This is a genomic window from Nocardia carnea NBRC 14403, from assembly GCF_000308515.1.
In the GTDB taxonomy this organism is placed as follows: Bacteria; Actinomycetota; Actinomycetes; order Mycobacteriales; family Mycobacteriaceae; genus Nocardia; species Nocardia carnea.
The window spans coordinates 1-15,404 of the sequence record NZ_BAFV01000117.1; the positions used below are offsets into that span (position 1 = coordinate 1).

Genomic DNA, 15,404 nt, shown 5'->3' on the forward strand with positions numbered 1-15,404 from the left:
CTCGAATCGGCAGGCTGCTGGACTTCCGGTCCGCGAGTTTGCCTGTCGGTTCGGGATGCGGTGTGATCATCGCACCGGCGTATATGGGAGGTATCGGACGTTGGCCGCATTGACGCCCGGATCGGTATTTGCCGGTTACATCATCGAACGCCTGCTCGGCGCCGGTGGTATGGGAGAGGTGTATGCGGCCCGGCATCCGCGGCTGCCTCGCTCGGATGCGGTGAAAGTGCTCGCCGCGCCGCTTACGCTCGACGATTCGTACCGGCGACGCTTCGAGCGGGAGGCCGATCTCGCCGCCTCGCTATCGCATCCCGGCATCGTCAGCGTGCACGACCGCGGCGAGTTCGACGGGCGACTGTGGATCGCATTGCAGCTGATCGACGGTGTCGATGTATCGGCGTTACTGCGGGCTGCGCCGACGGGGCTGCCCGTGGCCGATGTGGTGCGGGCTGTCGCGGAGGTGGCCGATGCGCTCGACTACGCGGGTGCGCGGGGGTTGGTTCACCGGGATGTGAAGCCCGCCAATATCTTGCTCGCCGGGACGGGGCACTATCTGCTGACCGATTTCGGGATTGCCCGGATGGGGCCGGAAACCTCGGATCTCACCGGGACCGGTTTGACCGTCGGAACTGTCGCCTATGCCTCGCCCGAGCAGATGCAGGGCCTGCCGGTGGGGCCGCGCTCGGACCAGTATGCGCTGGCTGCCACCGCGTTTCATCTGCTCACCGGGTCGCAGCCGTTCACCGGAACGAATCCGGTCGCGGTGATCATGGCGCATGCGTAACAGCCGGTACCGAGCGTGCGGGAGCGGCGGCCCGATCTCTCGCCATATGTGGATCGGGTGCTGGCGCGGGCGATGGCGAAGACGCCGGAAGAGCGCTTCCCCAGCAGTAGGGATTTCGCGGCCGCCCTCACCAGCACACTCGCGCTGCGGCCGCCGCAATCGCCGGCGGCGTCCGGTCGCTACACGGCAACGGTTGTCAACCAGTCGCCGACTGGCTCCGCGCCGCATCACCGAAACCCGCCGCCACCACCACCGTCGGGCCCGGTTCTCCCGGCACCCGATACGACGCGTCGCCGGACCGGGCTGCTCATCGCAGCGTTCGCCGCCGTTTCGGTGCTGGTCGTTGCCGGAGTGCTCGGGGTGTGGGCAGCCCGGCAGAACGCTGTTGCGGGGGAAGTCGCGCAGCTGCCCCGCCGTCCTGTGACGCCGATCCTGCCGGTGCTGGACACGCGGCCGGACAGCCCGGTCTGGACCCTGCAGGAAACTCCCGGGCCGCCCGGCGCCGAAACCCTGGACACGGAAGCGCTCGGCGGCGACTCCGAAATCGTCCTCGTCAATCGTGAAGTGCGCCTGGCCGAGGGAAACACCGTCGACTACCTCGATATCGTCGATGCGAACACCGGTCGGCTCCGGGACGGTACCGCGCCGATTCCGGTGGACACGGTGCAACGAAACCTGGACCGCTGCGTCGTCGACGAAAGCCGTTCGGTCGCTGCTTGCCATCTGCGGGGTGCGTCGGTGCCCGATGATGCGGTCGTGGTCATCGATCTCGTCACCGGGCAGATCAGCACCACCATCACTTCGAGAGAACATATTTCCGATCTGACCGCCGCCGGTGATCGGTTCGTCTTTGTGGACAGCACAGACGGCCGGCCGCCGACGCTGCGGTCGATCGGCGCCGACGGCGCCGAGCTTGCGGCGATCAGCTGGCCCGATTCCCGGCCCACGCCTCAGCCCCATCATTGGATCGAGGTTTTCGGTGCGGCCCGGCTGGCGGTGATCACCTCCGCCCCCGCCCCGGCACAACCGCTGGCGAAGTGGGAATTCCGCGTGATCCGGCTCGAAGACGGCAAAGAGGTGTTCCGGCGCGATTCGGTCGAGAGGATCGGCGACGATCGCTGGAACGTTTTCGTCGACGGATTCCTCGTCGCCGAGGGCGGAGCCGCGCCCAGGATCTATGACCGCAACGGCATCGAGACCGCGCAGATCGCGCAAGGATGGCTCCCGAGCCGGCAGTTGCCGACCGCGTCCGAGGAAACCGCGGCCGAGACGTCGGTGCCGACCGTCGTACGAACGGACGGGGACAAGACGACCTACGCGGGAATCGCTCCGCGCACCGGGACCGTGCTGTGGGAGAACGAATCCTACGGCGTCGAGGACAGTTCCGAGCCACTGATTTTGCGGGGTATCGGCACCCTGATCACCACATCGGATTCGGGTCGTGTGATAGATGCCTACACCGGGGAGTACGTGATCCCCGGTTATGTGCCGGAGGGAACCCCGCTCGGAACCGACGGCGAAAAGATCGCCGTCGCCACCGACTCGTCCCGGCCGGGCCATTCACTGGAGGTCTGGGACGCCACAGACCAGGTATGGGAGATCACCAGCGAGTACACGCCGGTATCGGTCGGCGGAAAGATCTATATCGGGAACCTGCGACTCTTCTGACCCTCCGGGGGTGGGCGGCGCCCTGTGTACCAGGATGGGCGTATGGCTCTGTTTCGTCGACGCCGTCAGACCGGCCGGCCGCAGCCCAGTGCATTCGTCGCGGAGGTCTGCCACCGGCTCGGCGAGGAGTACGGCGGATTCGACACCGTCACACCACTGCCGCCGGGGTCGGGTGGGCCTGGTGCGGAGGTCGTGATTCATATCGCGGGGGCGTGTGTTCCGGATCGGCCGGCGTCGTTGCAGGGCACGGGGATCGTGCGCATCGGACGTGCGTATGCAGATCGCACCGAGGTGTTCGACGGCGACACGCTCCTGGCCGTGTACGACGACCTCACCATTGCCGACGTATTCGGGGCGCAATGAGCACCCGGCCGGTGGGTCCGCAGGTGAGGCGACTGGCACCGGATCCGGAGACGACGGCAGAGTTCGAGGAGTCGACCGAGCAGCTTGCTCCTGCCCCGAACGCCGCCGTCGCCGAGTTGTGGCGGATGACGCCCGGGCTGTATCTCGCGAACGGCACGGCGATCTACGGCCCCCACTCGATCTCCGAACGCAACACGACCTACGAGGTCGAGGAGTACTCACCGGGGTGGGTGCTCATCGGCGATGACGGCGGCGGGGCCGGATATCTGATGCGGCGACAGGGCACGCCCGGCGGTAGTGACGCCGAGGTCTATCGACTCGGCCTCGGCGCCCTCTCGGACGACGTCGAGGCCGACGGTGCTTACGTCACCGACGACCTGTGTCGCTGGCTCGCGGCCTCGGGATACCACGTGGAATGCAGCTGAGCTCGGAGACGAGTGCCTGTATCGGCTGCCGCCGCGTTTCAGGTTCCGGCGAGCAGTTCCTCGCCACGGAGCACGCTGGTCAAGCGGTCCGGGAACACCGCGAAAACATGGTTGAGCTGGCCGGGTGACATCATCCGGTCCAGCGCGGAGGTTACGCAACCTGCCGTGAACGCGACATCGCCCACGGAGATTCCGGCCCGTTCCGCGAACTCTTCGACGAAGTCCGCGATGCCGTGCGCACCCGGTACCCGGCTCGGTACCCACCCCTCGTACCAGATGCCCCGCAGGAAATCCGGTAGTTGTGCGGTGAGATGTGCGGAATTGGCCACGCTTATCCGATCGCGGACAGTGTGCATCCAGGCGCGCAGTGCGCGCAGGGCGAACGTGAGGTCTTCGGTGCCCAGATCGTCGGCGACCGCGCGCAACCAGATATGGGCGTTGTGGGTGCCGGCGGCGAGGGGATCATGGTGATGCGTCATTGGTTTGCCTACCTTCCAGGTGGCCGGTCCGATGCGCTGGTCTATGCCACAATTCTACGGCGGGAGCCGGACGCGTCACCATGCCTCCACGGCCGCTCAGAAATCGAATCCGCCGACGTCGAATCCGCCGCTGTCGCCGCCCCAGCTGTCCCCGCCTCCGGCGTCCGCGCCCGGATCACCGGCCGAGAGTCCGTCCTGGAATCCCTCGCCGTAACCGTTCTCGAAACCCTGCGCGCCGTAGCCGACGCCCGCCATACCGGTGAACAGCGATGTGAACAGCAGCGTCGAGCCGATCCCCCAGGCACCGGCGATCATGGCGGGTCGCCACCACGGTTCGGAATACCAGCCGGCCGGGACGGGGCGGCCGGCCACGCGTCCACCGGGGTAGTAGTTCGGTGTCGTGGACGAGGGACGGGGTGAGGCGGCGACCTTGCGGTCCTCGAAGTCGATCTCGCGGTCTTCGCTGACTTCACCCGCAGTCGCCCGGCCCTCCAGTTCGGGTACCGCGGGCCCGGGGTCCATATCCATGGCGATACGGGCGGCGCGGATGTAGTACAGGCCTTCGACGGCGGTTTGCTTCGCCAGGTGTGCCTGGACAGCGGACGCGGCCTGGTCGAGCTGGCCGCCCGCGGCGTTATGGCGTTCCGCGGCGTCGGCGAGTGCCTGTTGCGCGGCAGTGTTGGTGCCGGTCAGGTTGTAGATCTGCCCACCCAGGCGTTCGTTGGTACGGCGGGCGTCGGCGAGCGCGTCGGTCAGCTCGATCGCGCGTTGTTCGCGCTGCCGGGACCGCCACACCAGAATCGACGCGACCGCGACAATCGCCGCGCCGATCAGCAGCCACTCCATCGTTTCGCACTCCTTCGGTCGCCGGAGCACACTGCTGACCAGCCTACTCGCGCCCGCATCCGCGCTGTGACCCTTGGTCGCGTATGCCGCCCGGACCCTCGTCGAGGCCACCAAACCCTGACGGGGCGCCGACCGGTCCGCAAGTCGTCGCGCTGGAGCGGATGGGTCCGGTTCAGCGCGACGCGGTGCCGGGTTCGAGGGCGAGCCGGACCTGCGCCTCGATCGCGGCGACAACCGGCCGCGGGAGGTGCACCCGGCCGCGGGCCTCGAGGTCGACGATGATCTGCTGTGCTTTACGCAGATAGGACGCCTTCTCATCGGCGTGATCGGTGGCCTGCGCGTGGTTGTAGAGCTTCGCGGCGGTATCGAGATCGGAGCGGTCGTTATCGTGCAGATAGCCGGTTCCGGTGGCTTTTCCGTCGCGTTCACAACGAATCCAGGTGCGCCGCAGCGTGTCGACCGCGGCACGGTAGCGCCCCGCGTAACCGGCATCATCGGGGTACTCGTCGGTGGCGAGCGCCTGCGCCTCCGCCAGGGCGGTGTGGAAGTCCATCACCGGATCCCGGGTGATATCGGTGACGCCGGGGTAGCGGAGGAAGAGAGTGGGGTCGAGTTCGTAGGCGCCGTACTCGGACAGCACCCGCCGGTGGGTGGTGCGCGCGGCCTCCCACAGCCGGATATCGGCGGCGGGTGATGAGCTGGGGGCGGTATGCCACCGGTCGTCGGCAGGTTCCCCGGTTTTCCGGCGGCGGGTGTCGGTAGCACCGGCCGGCTGTTTCGCCTGCTTGCCGGGTGCGCCGGAATCCACGGTTGCCGCGGAAGGTTCCTTCACCGGTTCTTCGGCCGGGTCGCCTTTCTCGGCCGGGGCACCCGGTAGCGCTTTACGGAGCCGGCGAATGATCTCCGCGGCCACGGGATCGGATTCGGGCACCGCAACCAGGTATATGGCTCCGTCGGCGAAGGCCAACCGCAGATAACGGTGGCCTTGTATACGTAGGTCTTTGCGCGCGGGATCGATATGTGTTTCCGGAGCGGGCGTGCGGGGCTGTTCGAGACCCGCCAATTCCGAAAGCGGGCGCACGATATCGGCGGAGGAACCCGCTGCCCCCGCGTTATCGGTACCGATGAGGATCTGTTCGTCGACGAGTCCGAGGCGGACGGCCGCGCGGCGGGTGATGGGTGGACCGGTGACGGCCAGCGCGAGCGAACCGGTTACTGCGGCGCCGACGACCGAGGCGACGATTCCCGGCGCGGAGCCGGCGAAAGTGAGCACGACCAGCAGCGGCGCGGCGCCGACCAGCAGTACTGTGCCGAGCGTCCGGCGGATCTGGGCGGGGGCGGTGAGGAATTCGGTCCGGGTGATCAGCGCCGCGGCCGGGCCCTTCGCCGGGGTTCTCATGGTCGCGGAATCGTCGAGCGCATACCGCAAACGTTACCGCGACACCGCCGTCGGCGGTGCTCAGCGGGTATTGTCGGCCTGTGTCCGACGCTCTGCAGCAGTTCCGGCGGGCCGTATTTCCGGTCTATCGACAGGGGCGCCGGTGAATTCCATGGTTCGTGCCGCGATGGGCGGCGCCTGCGTCGGCGGCGGGATCGCGATCGGTGCTTATTCCGGCGGCTGGTTCCTGCTGGCCGCGGTGATCGTCTCCGTGGCCGGGATCGGACTGGTCGTCAGCGATTCCATCCGGTCGGCGCTCGCCGTCTCGGAGGGCGAACCCGTACCGGTACGAGTGGATCTCGTCGACCGGACCACGACACTCGTCGGCAACTCGCCGACCCTCGTTGCCGGTGAGGCGCGTCCGTCGGGGGATACGCCGTTCCGTTTCCAGACCAGTGCGAATCTGTCCGCCAACCAGTTGGCCGAGATCGTCCGGCACGGGCGCGGTGTCCTACCGTCGGAAGCGGTCGGTGCGCCGGACGCCGAACCGGTGACCGAGCACGGCGGCCTCCGCAGACAGGCCCCGGCGGCACTGGTGGCGGCTGCCGCGATGTGGGCGACGATGCTGTTACCGCCGGGCGACTTCTGGGACCTGAGCGAGATATCGGTGACAGCGCCGCCGGCGGTGCTGTCCGTGGCCGGGCCCGACGAACGCCCACTGTGGCAGTGGTACGACGACGCCCTGGCCCATGTGCGCGCCGAAGCACCAGAGCTGCTGAATTCGATACTGGGTATCACTGTTCACGAGTCCCGTGTCGAGGTGGCATTATACCTCGGCGCCGACCGGGCACGGGGTTTCGAAGGCCGCACCGATGGCTGGGAAACGTATGACTTCCAAACTGCGGATCGGGCCCGGGATACGTTCACACTGGCCGACCTGCAGAACTTCTCGGCGCGCGAGGTGCTGGCCGAGAAGGCGGCGATGCTGCCGGCGGACAAACGGGAGCCCAACCGGATGGAGATAACGCGCGATGCCGAGGAGATCTTCGGCATCACCGACCCCGAACCTCTCCATGTGGAGACCTGGTTCGGCAGCGGCTCCGAATATTGGATGTATGCGCTGCCCGACGGGACGGTTGCACCGTGGTGGCCGGCCGACGACCTCGCCGCGGCCCTGGAGCAGGTAGGGGCCGCTTTGTCGGCCCGTGGGGTTCCGGCCGAAGCTCCGCGGCTGGACTCGATCACTGTCGACCGTGGCGGATCCGGAAACGGGGCCGGTTCCTTCGATGTCGCGTTCTCCCGGGACGGCATCATCTACGGCACGGGCGCCGGTGCCGGCGGGTTCACCGACCCCGACGATGCGGGCAGCGATTCCGAGTCGCCGGGGTTCCGGTTCGCCGATATCGACCCGGGCGTGCTCGCTCACGTTCGTGACGACGCTATGACTCGCTACCACATCGATCCGGTAGATCGCGCGGACGCGAAGATTTCCATCGGGAGCTGGCACGGATTCGATTCCGATCGGGGAGAAGAATATGTGATCGAGGTCGACTACAGCCGGGCGGATGGTGGCTCGGCGTACTACACGCTGGGCGGGCAGTACCTGGCCGGCTGACTCGTTGCCGGGGCGGCGGCGATATCGGGCCGGTAACCGTATCGAAGCGGTCTGTACCTGCGATATCGCTTTCGTCGCCGGTCGGCGACGGGGCCCGGTAAATCGGGTGCCGCTGTTCGTGGGTACGGCGGTTACGGCCGAGTAGTGTCCTCTGCTGCGATGTGGATGCCGAGTCATGAGGAGCTGCGGACGGGTATGGCAACGGAACGCGAGATCACCGACCCCGTCGACCTGTGCCGCCCGGACGGCCGGCTCGACCCCGCCGCTGTCGGATGGACGCGGCGGCCCCTGCACCGGGGGAATCTCCGCGGGTGGGGGCGCCGGAAACGCTGGGAGTACTGGGGCATCGTCACCCCGGAACATATCGTGGGGATCGTCGCGTCCACGCTCGATTACGCCGGGGTGCACGGTATCTACGTGCTCGATCGGGAAACGGGTGAAGAGACCACACGGGACGCGACCGTGCCGTTCGGGCGGGGTGCGGTGATGGGGGAGCGCAGCGGCGAGGGGGTGAACTCCGTGCGCGGTGGCGGTATCGAGATCGAATTGTCCAATGATGCGTCCGGAACCTCGATCGAGGCCCGCGCGACCGGTGTGCGGTTATCGGTCCGGGCGGAGCTGCCACCCGGCCACGAATCGCTGGGCGTGGTCGTGCCGTGGAGTACTCGGCGCTTCCAATACACGGTCAAGGATGTGGGCCGGCCGGCCTCCGGGACTCTGACGCTGGGGTCGCGGGAGTACGTATTCGACGATGCTTTCGCGGTGCTGGACCACGGCCGCGGGAAGTGGCCGTACGCCATCAGCTGGAACTGGGCCGCCGGCTACAAGCCCGGCCTCGGAGTCCAATTCGGTGGTAAATGGACCGAAGGTACCGACAGTACCGAGAACGCTCTCATCGTGGACGGCCGGGTTCACAAGATCAGTGACGAACTGCGGTGGGACTACGACCGCGAGAACTGGTTGCGGCCGTGGCATATCACCGGCGAACGGGTCGACGCCGAATTCCGGCCGTTCCATACACGTACGGCGAAAACCGATCTGCTGGTGCTGGCCAATGACGTCCACCAGTGTTTCGGCACTTTCCACGGCCGTGCCCGCACCGACGACGGCCGCTGGCTGGACCTCGACGGTGCGGTCGGCTGGGCGGAGGAGACACGGAACCGCTGGTGACCACCGGGCCGGATCATGCCGCCGGGACATGGCTGCGGGCCGGCCAGCGGGGGTGTTCGGCGTCGATGACGAATATGTGTGTGTGCTGGTAGATGCGGTCGTCGATACGGACGGCGTCGGCGAGGCGGGCGGGGTCGATGGTGGCGGCCTCGTGGAGGTGGGTCAGTTCGGCGGGATCGTGGCGGGGCCACAGGCGCGTCGCGGCTGCGGCCGCGCCCGTGGCGAGGACGGCGAGGGTGACCCAGGTCGCGGTGAGTCCCGCGGTGGTGGTGAGCCAGCCGGTGAGCGGGTAGGTGATAAGCCAGGCGAGGTGGGACAGCGAGAACTGGGCGGCGAAAAGAGCCGGGCGGTCCGCTGGGTGCGATGAGCGTCGCAGCACCTGGCCGGTCGGGGTGAGTACGGCCGCGGTGCCCGCTCCGATGATCGCCCAGACGGCGGGCGCGGCGATCCGGTGCCATTCCCCGGTCTCGGTCGCGGCGAGCGCGACGGCGGCCGCGAGCCCGGTGACCAGGACGGCGGCGCCGGTGAGCATGACCGGACGGGCACCGGCCCGGTCTAGGATCCGGGGCAGTGCCAGCGCGATGAGCATGGTGCCGAAACCATTGGCCGCCAGTAGTTTCGCCACATCGGCCTGATCACCACCCAGGGTGTCGCGGGCGTAGTTGACGGTGTTGACCATGACGATCGACCCCGCGGCCGCGATGACGAGGTTGAGCGCGAGCAAACCGCGCAGCCGGGGTGTGGACAGGAAGATCCGCATTCCTACCGCGATGCGTTCGCGGAAAGACCCATCCGCGGCGGCCCCGGCATCCGGGATACGGGTACTCACCACCAGTACGGCCGAGACGACGAAACCGATCGCGGTGCCTACGAACAGCCAGTGGAAACTGATGAGGGCCAGCGCGGCCGCGGCCAGCATCGGACTGAGCAGGGTTTCCATGGTCGCGGCCAGTTGCGCGGCCGACAGTGCCCTCGTGTAGTCGCGTTCGTCGGGCAGGATATCGGGGATAACGGCCTGATATGTGGGTGTGAAGGCGGCCGAGGCGGTTTGCAGTACCGCGATCAGCACGTAGATCTGCCAGATCTGGTCGACGAACGGCAGCAGCGAAACCACGCCCGCTCGAATGATGTTGAGACCCACCAGGAATGTCCGGCGCGGAATACGATCGGCGTAGGCGCCCACGACCGGCGCGACCGTGACGTAGACGACCATCTTGATGGTGAGCGCGAGCCCCAGAACGACCGCCGCATCGCCACCGGCGAGTTCGTAGGCGAGCAGTCCCAGTGCCACGGTGGTCAATCCGGTGCCGAACAGCGCCGAGATCTGGGCGATGAAGAGTCGAAGGTAATCGCGGTGGGCGAACAGTGAGGTGATCATCGGGCCCTCCGGGCCTCGCACCGCTGACCACGGTGCTGTGGGTCAGTTGCCGTCGGGTGTTGCGTTCAGGGTGAACGCCGCGGTCCGCACGATCCCGCGGTGGCGGAAATCGAGGAACAGCCGGTATGTGCCCGGTCCGGGCGCCACCGTGTGGAAGTCGATTCCGGGTCCGGCCGGGGTGATTCCGTCCCCGGGTTCGCCGTTGGGGTGTACGTGGACGTAGGCGAGGTCGCCTGCGCGCAGAACGACCAGGTGCCCGTATGCGCCGAGGTAGGGATCGAGATCGGTGACCGGGGCGCCGTCCTTGTGGAGGGTGAAGGTCACGGTGCGGCCCGCGCCGGGAATCAGGTCGCCCTCGACGGTGACGTGGTAGTCGTCGACTGTGATCGTGCGCTCCGTGGCGGGGACGGGGCGGGGTTCGTAATTCCCCGCGACGGCGAGATCGGCGCCGAGGGTGAGGGTACGCCCGAGTGCCCGGGGTGCGATATCGGTGAATACGCGATAGGCGCCGGGTTCGGTCAGGTCGAGGCGAATCGACCAGCTGCCGTGCTCGTCGCGAACCGGGTGTACGTGCTGGAAGCCGGTCAGTTCGCGGCGGGCCACGATCAGATGTAGTTCGCGCTCGTGGATGGGGGCGAAATCGGTAACCGCCGCGCCGTCCGGGCCGAGGATCCGGAACCGGAAGTCGACCGCGCCGGCCGCGACGATCGAGGCCTCGAGCGCGAGGGTGTAGCCCGCCTCGGTGATCTGTAATCCGCCCGGAGCTGTGCCGGCGTGTGCAGCATGGGCGTCCGGAGTGTGGTCGGCATGTTCGCTGTGGGCGCCGGCGGCGTGGTGTGCGTGGGCGGTGTGGTGGGTGTGGGCGTTCATGGCGGTCTCCTCGGGGTGCTCTCGTATCGACACCGACCATAATACCCCCTAGGGGTATGCGCAAGGGTGATCGGAGGGCCGGTTGTGAGCGGATCCGCGGAGCTGCCCGAATCGCTGCGCTTCCGCTCGCGCGCCCACCGGGCTCGCGCTTTCCAGTGGGCGCGGGCCCGCCACCGTCCCGTGCTGCGACCTCCTTCGTCTGTACTTTTCGGCCGGCCCGTCGAGGACATGGATGGCCGGTGTGAGCTCGAGCGGTTATGCTCGACCCGTGATGACTCGTTCCGAGCAAAGATTGGGGGTCCCTTTCGTGCCAGGTGAGTGCTGATGCGTACTCCGGACACGAATGGGAACGATTCCCGCCTTTCCTTCTGGCTGCGCGTGCGTGAGTTCGCCGTGCCGCCCTCCATGATCGAAACCGCGACCGCCCGCCGAGCCGTCGGCGATTGGGCGGGGGCATGTGCCGCAGCGGGGTTCGATATCGATATCGATATACGGACGCTGACGCGAAGATACGGCCGTGAGTTCGCGGATCGTGTGCGTGCCGATCTGCGCCGACTGGCTCCCGACCTGTTGCGCTGGCACCTGCCCCGGGTTGCTCCGGACGGTTTGCTCCGGCCGGGCACGACCGTCGCGCTGGCCCGATACGATCCACCGGATTCTCGAAGCCATTGCAGTGGAGATGGTTCCGTCTACCTCGTTGCCCGGACCGCCCCGGCATGGGCGGAGGCCGGTCAACGGATCGGCCTCGCACTGTGGGACGGATCCCGCGCCGGCCCGCATCCGCATCCGCGGCCCGATCGGCGTTTCCGGCTCGACCTCCACCGTCACCTGTGGGATGCCCGTAGGTCGGGCGAGCTTCGAATACGTTCTGGATCAGTCGGTTTCGCAGATAGCGGGACCCCTGGTCCCGACCTGGCGGACACTGTGCCCGAAGGCTGCGCCGTGGACAGGTGGGCGGCCGAGGCGGCGATACTGTTGCGCGCCGAAGGCCGGTCGAACGGACCGCTGCGGGTGCGGGCCGGGACGCGGCGCCAACTGGTCGTCGAACTCTCCGCTGATCCCGGGCCACCCGTGTTACGGATCGCCGAGTCCTATCCGCGCGGGGAGGTATCCGCGCTGCCGGTGCTGCCCGATGCAGCGACGTGGACGCTGCCCGACCTGGAACTGCTCCGGGCCGGCGCGATAACGGCGGATCAGCTGCATCCGCTGGTCGCCGCCGCGCTGGAACCGCAGTGGACTCCGGCCGGAGCACGCCGGTCCGCGGACCCGGCCGAGCGGCCGTTCCTGGTGGAGTGCCGCGGCGAGCAGCATCGCATCGGGCTGGTCGACGGGGTGCTGGCCGCGCTCGACCACGATCCGGCGGAGCTGCGACGGGAGGAACTGCTGGTCGCCCTGACCGGCAGTCCGCTGCCGTGCCTGCGGGCCATCGACCGGGCCCACCGCCACCCGGACTGTCTCACCGGTGTGCGGGAGCGTCTCGATCACGGCGATACCGCCGGTGCGCTGGCCGTTGTCGAGGGTCTGCTCGGCACCGGTGCCGTATTGCGCGACGGCCCGCTACGCGATGCGCTGGCGGCCTCCGCGCAACGGCGGATCACCTACGGGTTGTTCCGGGCCGGGTTGACCGGGTACGGGCCGCCACGTAGCCGGTCCACTCGCCGGCCCGGCGATCGCCGCGCCCACCCGCGCAACGCAACCCTGCGCTGACCGATGCGTCGCCGCAGACCCACCCGACCAGGCGACCTTCATCCCATATCCGCCCACCGCGCCTCGGTGCAGCTCCGGCAAGCCCCCAAGCACATCGATTCCACTGACTCCGACCAGACCACAAGGTGATTTCATATATGACTGCATTTCTTCGCACATCGATCGCTGACCACGCCCGCCCCACCGAACTAGAGATCGCCGGCGAACTGCTGTCGATGCTCGGCGACGTCACGACCGAACCCCGTCCCGACAATCAACTGGAGGCCCTGACTCTGGCCGTTGCCGCCGACCTGCCGGTACTGCTGTGGGGTGAACCGGGAATCGGGAAGACTGCCGCTCTCACCCAGCTCGCCGAATCGCTGGATCTCCCGCTGACCACGGTGATCGCGAGCGTGCACGAACCCTCGGACTTCTCGGGTCTGCCCATCATCGGCGACGATCCCGCGGAGCACGGTGTGCCGATGGCCCCGCCCGACTGGGCGGTCCGGCTCGTCCGGGCCGGTCGCGGGTTGTTGTTTCTCGACGAGCTGTCGACGGCACCACCGGCCGTGCAGGCCGCTTTGTTGCGCCTGGTCCTGGAACGCCGCATCGGTGCCCTGCAACTGCCCCCGGGTGTGCGGATCGTGGCCGCCGCCAACCCGCGATCCTCGGCGGCCGACGGCTGGGAGTTGAGCCCGCCGCTGGCCAACCGTTTCGTACACCTGCAGTGGACCCACGACCACGATGTGGTCGTGCGTGGTCTCGGCGGGACCTGGCCGCGGGCGACCCTGCCCCAGCTGGCACCGGAAAAATTCGCTGATGCGGTAACTTTCGCTCGCCGCGCCGTATGCGGCCTGCTCGCGGCCCGTCCTGCGCTCGTCCATCAGCTGCCCGGCAGCGAGACCCGCCGCGGCGGTGCCTGGCCCTCACCGCGGAGCTGGGATATGACGCTGCGGTTGATCGCCTTCGCCACCGCGGCCGGATCTTCGAAAGATGTGCTGTCGCAGTTGGTCCGGGGCACCGTGGGGGATGGCCCCGGTTTCGAACTGCTGGCGAGTATGGACCGGATGGATCTTCCGGATCCCGAGACGCTGCTCGCCGATCCGGTCGCCGCCGTCCTGCCCGAGCGCGGTGATCTGCGTCAGGCCGTGCTCGACGCGGTGGTGGCGGCTGTTCGCCGGCAACCCTCGGAGACCCGCTGGGATGCGGCCTGGATATTGCTGGTGCGGGCGGTGGAAACGGGCGCCCCGGATCTGGTCGTCGTTCCCGCGACCACCCTGGCGACGTTGCGGCAGGACGATTGGCTCGTGCCGGCGGCGATCGAAGAGCTCGCCGGCATGGTGTCGGTATCCCAGGGAGCCGATCATGCCGCCGCCCGGGTCGCCGCGAAGGTGGGCCGATGACCGACTCCTCGAAGCTCGATCTCGGCAAACTGTTCGCCGCCCGGCTGCAGGCCGCCCGGGCCCGGCCCTATCTGGCAACCGCGCTGTATGCGCTGCATATCGTGGAATCGCGGGAAGCGCGGACGATGGGCGTGGACCGGTACTGGCGCTGCTATATCTCGCCCGCCTTCGTGGATTACACGCCCGTGGAGGAACTGGCCTCGGTACTCGTCCACGAGGTCTCCCATCTGCTACGCGACCATCACCGTCGCAGCGACCGGTTCGCCCGTGAACACGAGCTCACCGGGCCGGCGGAACGATTGCGGATGAATATCGCCGCGGACGCCGAGATCAACGACGACGCATTCGGCGACGGGCTGGTGCAACCGACGGGGGCGGTCCTGCCGGAGACGCTCGGTCTGTCCCGCGGCGGACTCATGGAGGACTATCTGCGCCGTTTCGGCCTCGGTCCGCTCACCCAGGAGATGGCCTGGCTGGACTGCGGTAGCGGCGCCGACGGGTCGGACCGCGAATGGGAGCTGGGCCCCGACGGCGCGGACGGTCTCAGCGAACAGGAACGCGAACTGGTCCGATTCCGGGTGGCCCAGGGCATCGCCGGCCGGCCGGGTAACGCTTCGCGGGCATGGCGCCGCTGGGCGGATGAGGCGTTGCATCCGCCGCAACCGTGGCGGGACCTGCTGGGAGCGGCCATCCGTTCGGCGGCTTCGGCGCCCGGTATCGGGGCGGACTACACGTACGGCAGACCCGCCCGGCGCTCGGCCGGTGTGCCCGGGGTGGTGCTGCCGAGTCTGCGACGCACACCACCCCGGGTCAGCGTCATCATCGATACGTCGGGATCGGTCAGCGACGCGGAACTGGGGAGCGCGCTGCTCGAGGTGGCTGCCATCACCCGCGCTGTCGGCGGGCGGCGTGATCTGGTGACCGTACTGTCGTGCGATGCGGCGGCCCGGGTCGCGCACCCGCTGTGCCGTGCGGAGGGAATACCGCTGGTGGGCGGGGGTGGTACAGATCTGCGCACGGGTTTCGCCAAGGCACTGCGGGCGGCGCCGCGGCCCGATGTTCTGGTCGCACTGACCGACGGCCAGACTCCCTGGCCGACGAGCCGACCGGCCTGCCGGACAGTGGTCGGACTGTTCCGCCGGGAACGGGGATGGAGCGAACACAGTCCCGATTACGTTCCGGACCGGCCACCGGCATGGGCGCGGGTGGTGGAGATCGGGGCGGTGGCCTGACACGGCAGCTGTTCCGGGTTCCGCGGCGCCATCTCACACCGGAGTGCTACTCGGTTCCGGTACCGCAGGATTACCCGCAACGAGAATCGGGCCGATAGGTTCGGGGG

Annotated in this window: 14 protein-coding genes; 9 read left to right on the top strand and 5 right to left on the bottom strand. The window is 68.3% G+C overall.

What is annotated here, in order from left to right:
* Positions 1 to 100 precede the first annotated feature (100 nt).
* The 4 genes from ON22_RS38225 (at position 101) to ON22_RS29075 (ending at position 3,240) form a co-directional block, all read left to right on the top strand.
* Entirely contained in the window at positions 101 to 784 is a 684-nt protein-coding gene (locus ON22_RS38225) for a serine/threonine-protein kinase (RefSeq protein WP_231508780.1), read from the top strand.
* Positions 785 to 856: 72 nt separating this feature from the next.
* Positions 857 to 2,452 (top strand): serine/threonine-protein kinase, encoded by a 1,596-nt coding sequence (locus tag ON22_RS35025; protein ID WP_231508781.1) that lies wholly within the window; start codon positions 857 to 859, stop codon positions 2,450 to 2,452.
* A gap of 42 nt (positions 2,453 to 2,494) precedes the next feature.
* On the top strand, positions 2,495 to 2,815 hold the full coding sequence (locus ON22_RS29070) for a hypothetical protein (RefSeq protein WP_033247295.1): 321 nt from the start codon (positions 2,495 to 2,497) through the stop codon (positions 2,813 to 2,815).
* A complete protein-coding gene (locus ON22_RS29075) occupies positions 2,812 to 3,240 on the top strand; it encodes a hypothetical protein (RefSeq protein ID WP_051158240.1) in 429 nt (142 codons plus the stop codon). The genes ON22_RS29070 and ON22_RS29075 overlap by 4 nt, the downstream gene beginning before the upstream one ends.
* Before the next feature lie 38 nt (positions 3,241 to 3,278).
* On the opposite strand, the gene ON22_RS29080 is transcribed toward ON22_RS29075, so the two are convergent.
* From ON22_RS29080 to ON22_RS35030, 3 genes are all read right to left on the bottom strand, one after another.
* A complete protein-coding gene (locus tag ON22_RS29080) occupies positions 3,279 to 3,719 on the bottom strand; it encodes a DUF2267 domain-containing protein (protein ID WP_051158241.1) in 441 nt (146 codons plus the stop codon).
* A 96-nt stretch (positions 3,720 to 3,815) separates the two neighbouring features.
* A complete protein-coding gene (locus tag ON22_RS29085; RefSeq protein WP_033247296.1) occupies positions 3,816 to 4,565 on the bottom strand; it encodes a hypothetical protein in 750 nt (249 codons plus the stop codon).
* A gap of 172 nt (positions 4,566 to 4,737) precedes the next feature.
* Positions 4,738 to 5,964, bottom strand: a complete 1,227-nt coding sequence (locus ON22_RS35030) for a hypothetical protein (RefSeq protein WP_037658820.1) — start codon at positions 5,962 to 5,964, stop codon at positions 4,738 to 4,740.
* Between the two features lie 142 nt (positions 5,965 to 6,106).
* Here ON22_RS35030 and ON22_RS29095 point away from each other — a divergent pair, with 142 nt between their 5' ends.
* Complete coding sequence (locus tag ON22_RS29095; RefSeq protein WP_156052454.1) at positions 6,107 to 7,558, top strand: hypothetical protein; 1,452 nt, start codon at positions 6,107 to 6,109, stop codon at positions 7,556 to 7,558.
* A 195-nt stretch (positions 7,559 to 7,753) separates the two neighbouring features.
* Positions 7,754 to 8,728: a DUF2804 domain-containing protein gene (locus tag ON22_RS29100; RefSeq protein ID WP_033247298.1), complete on the top strand. Its 975-nt coding sequence runs from the start codon at positions 7,754 to 7,756 to the stop codon at positions 8,726 to 8,728.
* Between the two features lie 13 nt (positions 8,729 to 8,741).
* Here ON22_RS29100 and ON22_RS29105 read toward each other — a convergent pair whose 3' ends face one another.
* Complete coding sequence (locus tag ON22_RS29105; protein ID WP_033247299.1) at positions 8,742 to 10,106, bottom strand: MFS transporter; 1,365 nt, start codon at positions 10,104 to 10,106, stop codon at positions 8,742 to 8,744.
* 42 nt (positions 10,107 to 10,148) lie between these two features.
* Positions 10,149 to 10,976, bottom strand: a complete 828-nt coding sequence (locus ON22_RS29110) for a DUF8832 domain-containing protein (protein WP_033247300.1) — start codon at positions 10,974 to 10,976, stop codon at positions 10,149 to 10,151.
* Between the two features lie 324 nt (positions 10,977 to 11,300).
* Here ON22_RS29110 and ON22_RS29115 point away from each other — a divergent pair, with 324 nt between their 5' ends.
* The 3 genes from ON22_RS29115 to ON22_RS29125 all read left to right on the top strand — a co-directional run bounded on the left by ON22_RS29115 (position 11,301) and on the right by ON22_RS29125 (position 15,297).
* Positions 11,301 to 12,683: a hypothetical protein gene (locus tag ON22_RS29115; protein WP_033247344.1), complete on the top strand. Its 1,383-nt coding sequence runs from the start codon at positions 11,301 to 11,303 to the stop codon at positions 12,681 to 12,683.
* Positions 12,684 to 12,820: 137 nt separating this feature from the next.
* On the top strand, positions 12,821 to 14,065 hold the full coding sequence (locus ON22_RS29120; protein ID WP_051158243.1) for an AAA family ATPase: 1,245 nt from the start codon (positions 12,821 to 12,823) through the stop codon (positions 14,063 to 14,065).
* On the top strand, positions 14,062 to 15,297 hold the full coding sequence (locus tag ON22_RS29125) for a vWA domain-containing protein (RefSeq protein ID WP_033247301.1): 1,236 nt from the start codon (positions 14,062 to 14,064) through the stop codon (positions 15,295 to 15,297). The genes ON22_RS29120 and ON22_RS29125 overlap by 4 nt, the downstream gene beginning before the upstream one ends.
* Positions 15,298 to 15,404 lie beyond the last annotated feature (107 nt).

Coding starts and splice junctions, on each gene's coding strand:
- ON22_RS35025 (WP_231508781.1), top strand. CDS start 857: ATGGCGAAGACGCCGGAAGAGCGCTTCCCCAGCAGTAGGGATTTCGCG.
- ON22_RS29070 (WP_033247295.1), top strand. CDS start 2,495: ATGGCTCTGTTTCGTCGACGCCGTCAGACCGGCCGGCCGCAGCCCAGT.
- ON22_RS29075 (WP_051158240.1), top strand. CDS start 2,812: ATGAGCACCCGGCCGGTGGGTCCGCAGGTGAGGCGACTGGCACCGGAT.
- ON22_RS29080 (WP_051158241.1), bottom strand. CDS start 3,719: ATGACGCATCACCATGATCCCCTCGCCGCCGGCACCCACAACGCCCAT.
- ON22_RS29085 (WP_033247296.1), bottom strand. CDS start 4,565: ATGGAGTGGCTGCTGATCGGCGCGGCGATTGTCGCGGTCGCGTCGATT.
- ON22_RS35030 (WP_037658820.1), bottom strand. CDS start 5,964: ATGAGAACCCCGGCGAAGGGCCCGGCCGCGGCGCTGATCACCCGGACC.
- ON22_RS29100 (WP_033247298.1), top strand. CDS start 7,754: ATGGCAACGGAACGCGAGATCACCGACCCCGTCGACCTGTGCCGCCCG.
- ON22_RS29105 (WP_033247299.1), bottom strand. CDS start 10,106: ATGATCACCTCACTGTTCGCCCACCGCGATTACCTTCGACTCTTCATC.
- ON22_RS29110 (WP_033247300.1), bottom strand. CDS start 10,976: ATGAACGCCCACACCCACCACACCGCCCACGCACACCACGCCGCCGGC.
- ON22_RS29115 (WP_033247344.1), top strand. CDS start 11,301: ATGCGTACTCCGGACACGAATGGGAACGATTCCCGCCTTTCCTTCTGG.
- ON22_RS29120 (WP_051158243.1), top strand. CDS start 12,821: ATGACTGCATTTCTTCGCACATCGATCGCTGACCACGCCCGCCCCACC.
- ON22_RS29125 (WP_033247301.1), top strand. CDS start 14,062: ATGACCGACTCCTCGAAGCTCGATCTCGGCAAACTGTTCGCCGCCCGG.